The organism is Alcanivorax sp. 24 (genome assembly GCF_004360225.1).
In the GTDB taxonomy this organism is placed as follows: Bacteria; Pseudomonadota; Gammaproteobacteria; order Pseudomonadales; family Alcanivoracaceae; genus Alloalcanivorax; species Alloalcanivorax xiamenensis.
This window is the reverse complement of the sequence record NZ_SNUA01000060.1, coordinates 1-540: the sequence shown is the minus strand read 5'-3', so window position 1 is coordinate 540 and position 540 is coordinate 1. Positions and strand designations below refer to the sequence as shown.

General features: G+C 38.5%; 1 protein-coding gene. It reads right to left on the bottom strand.

Going from position 1 to position 540, the window contains the following annotated elements; translation table 11 throughout:
- Nucleotides 1-540 (bottom strand): nitrate- and nitrite sensing domain-containing protein (locus tag E0L37_RS21270; RefSeq protein WP_205655676.1); only part of this gene is annotated, 540 nt, incomplete at both ends.

Below are 540 nucleotides of genomic sequence, written 5' to 3'. Positions count from 1 at the left end.
AGTTACTTTTCTCGCCAGCGACTTAATAACGAATAACCCAAAAGCAAAGAACAAACCTATAAGAATAATGGCAAAGCCACTCGTGACATAAACAGTAGTATTTGCACTACTACGACTTTGCTCAATCAGCGACTCTAAAGCTTGCTGCTTATTTAGAATATGCTTACGGACCTTAGCTATTAACTCAGTGGACTGAGCAAACCAATCTGCTGGTGTTGGATAGCTTAAAGATACCTCACCCCTTTCTTGATTAAGCTTTTCAACAATGCTTTTTACATCTTGATAAGTTTGTGAGTTGGTCAATTCTGCTAGCCATTTTTTATCAGCATCACCTGTAAGTGTTAAAGAAAGCAAAAACAAGGTCTCTTCAATATTGTGAAAATAGCTACTGACTAAGACTTGATTACTCTCAGAAATCGATTTTGAAGATAAGACACCATTCACTTTACCTCGCACTTGCCCAAGCCTTTCCTTCAATAAAGACATTTCGACTATTGCAAGACCAGAAGCGATTGCCTCACTTTGCTTGACCTGTGAGAC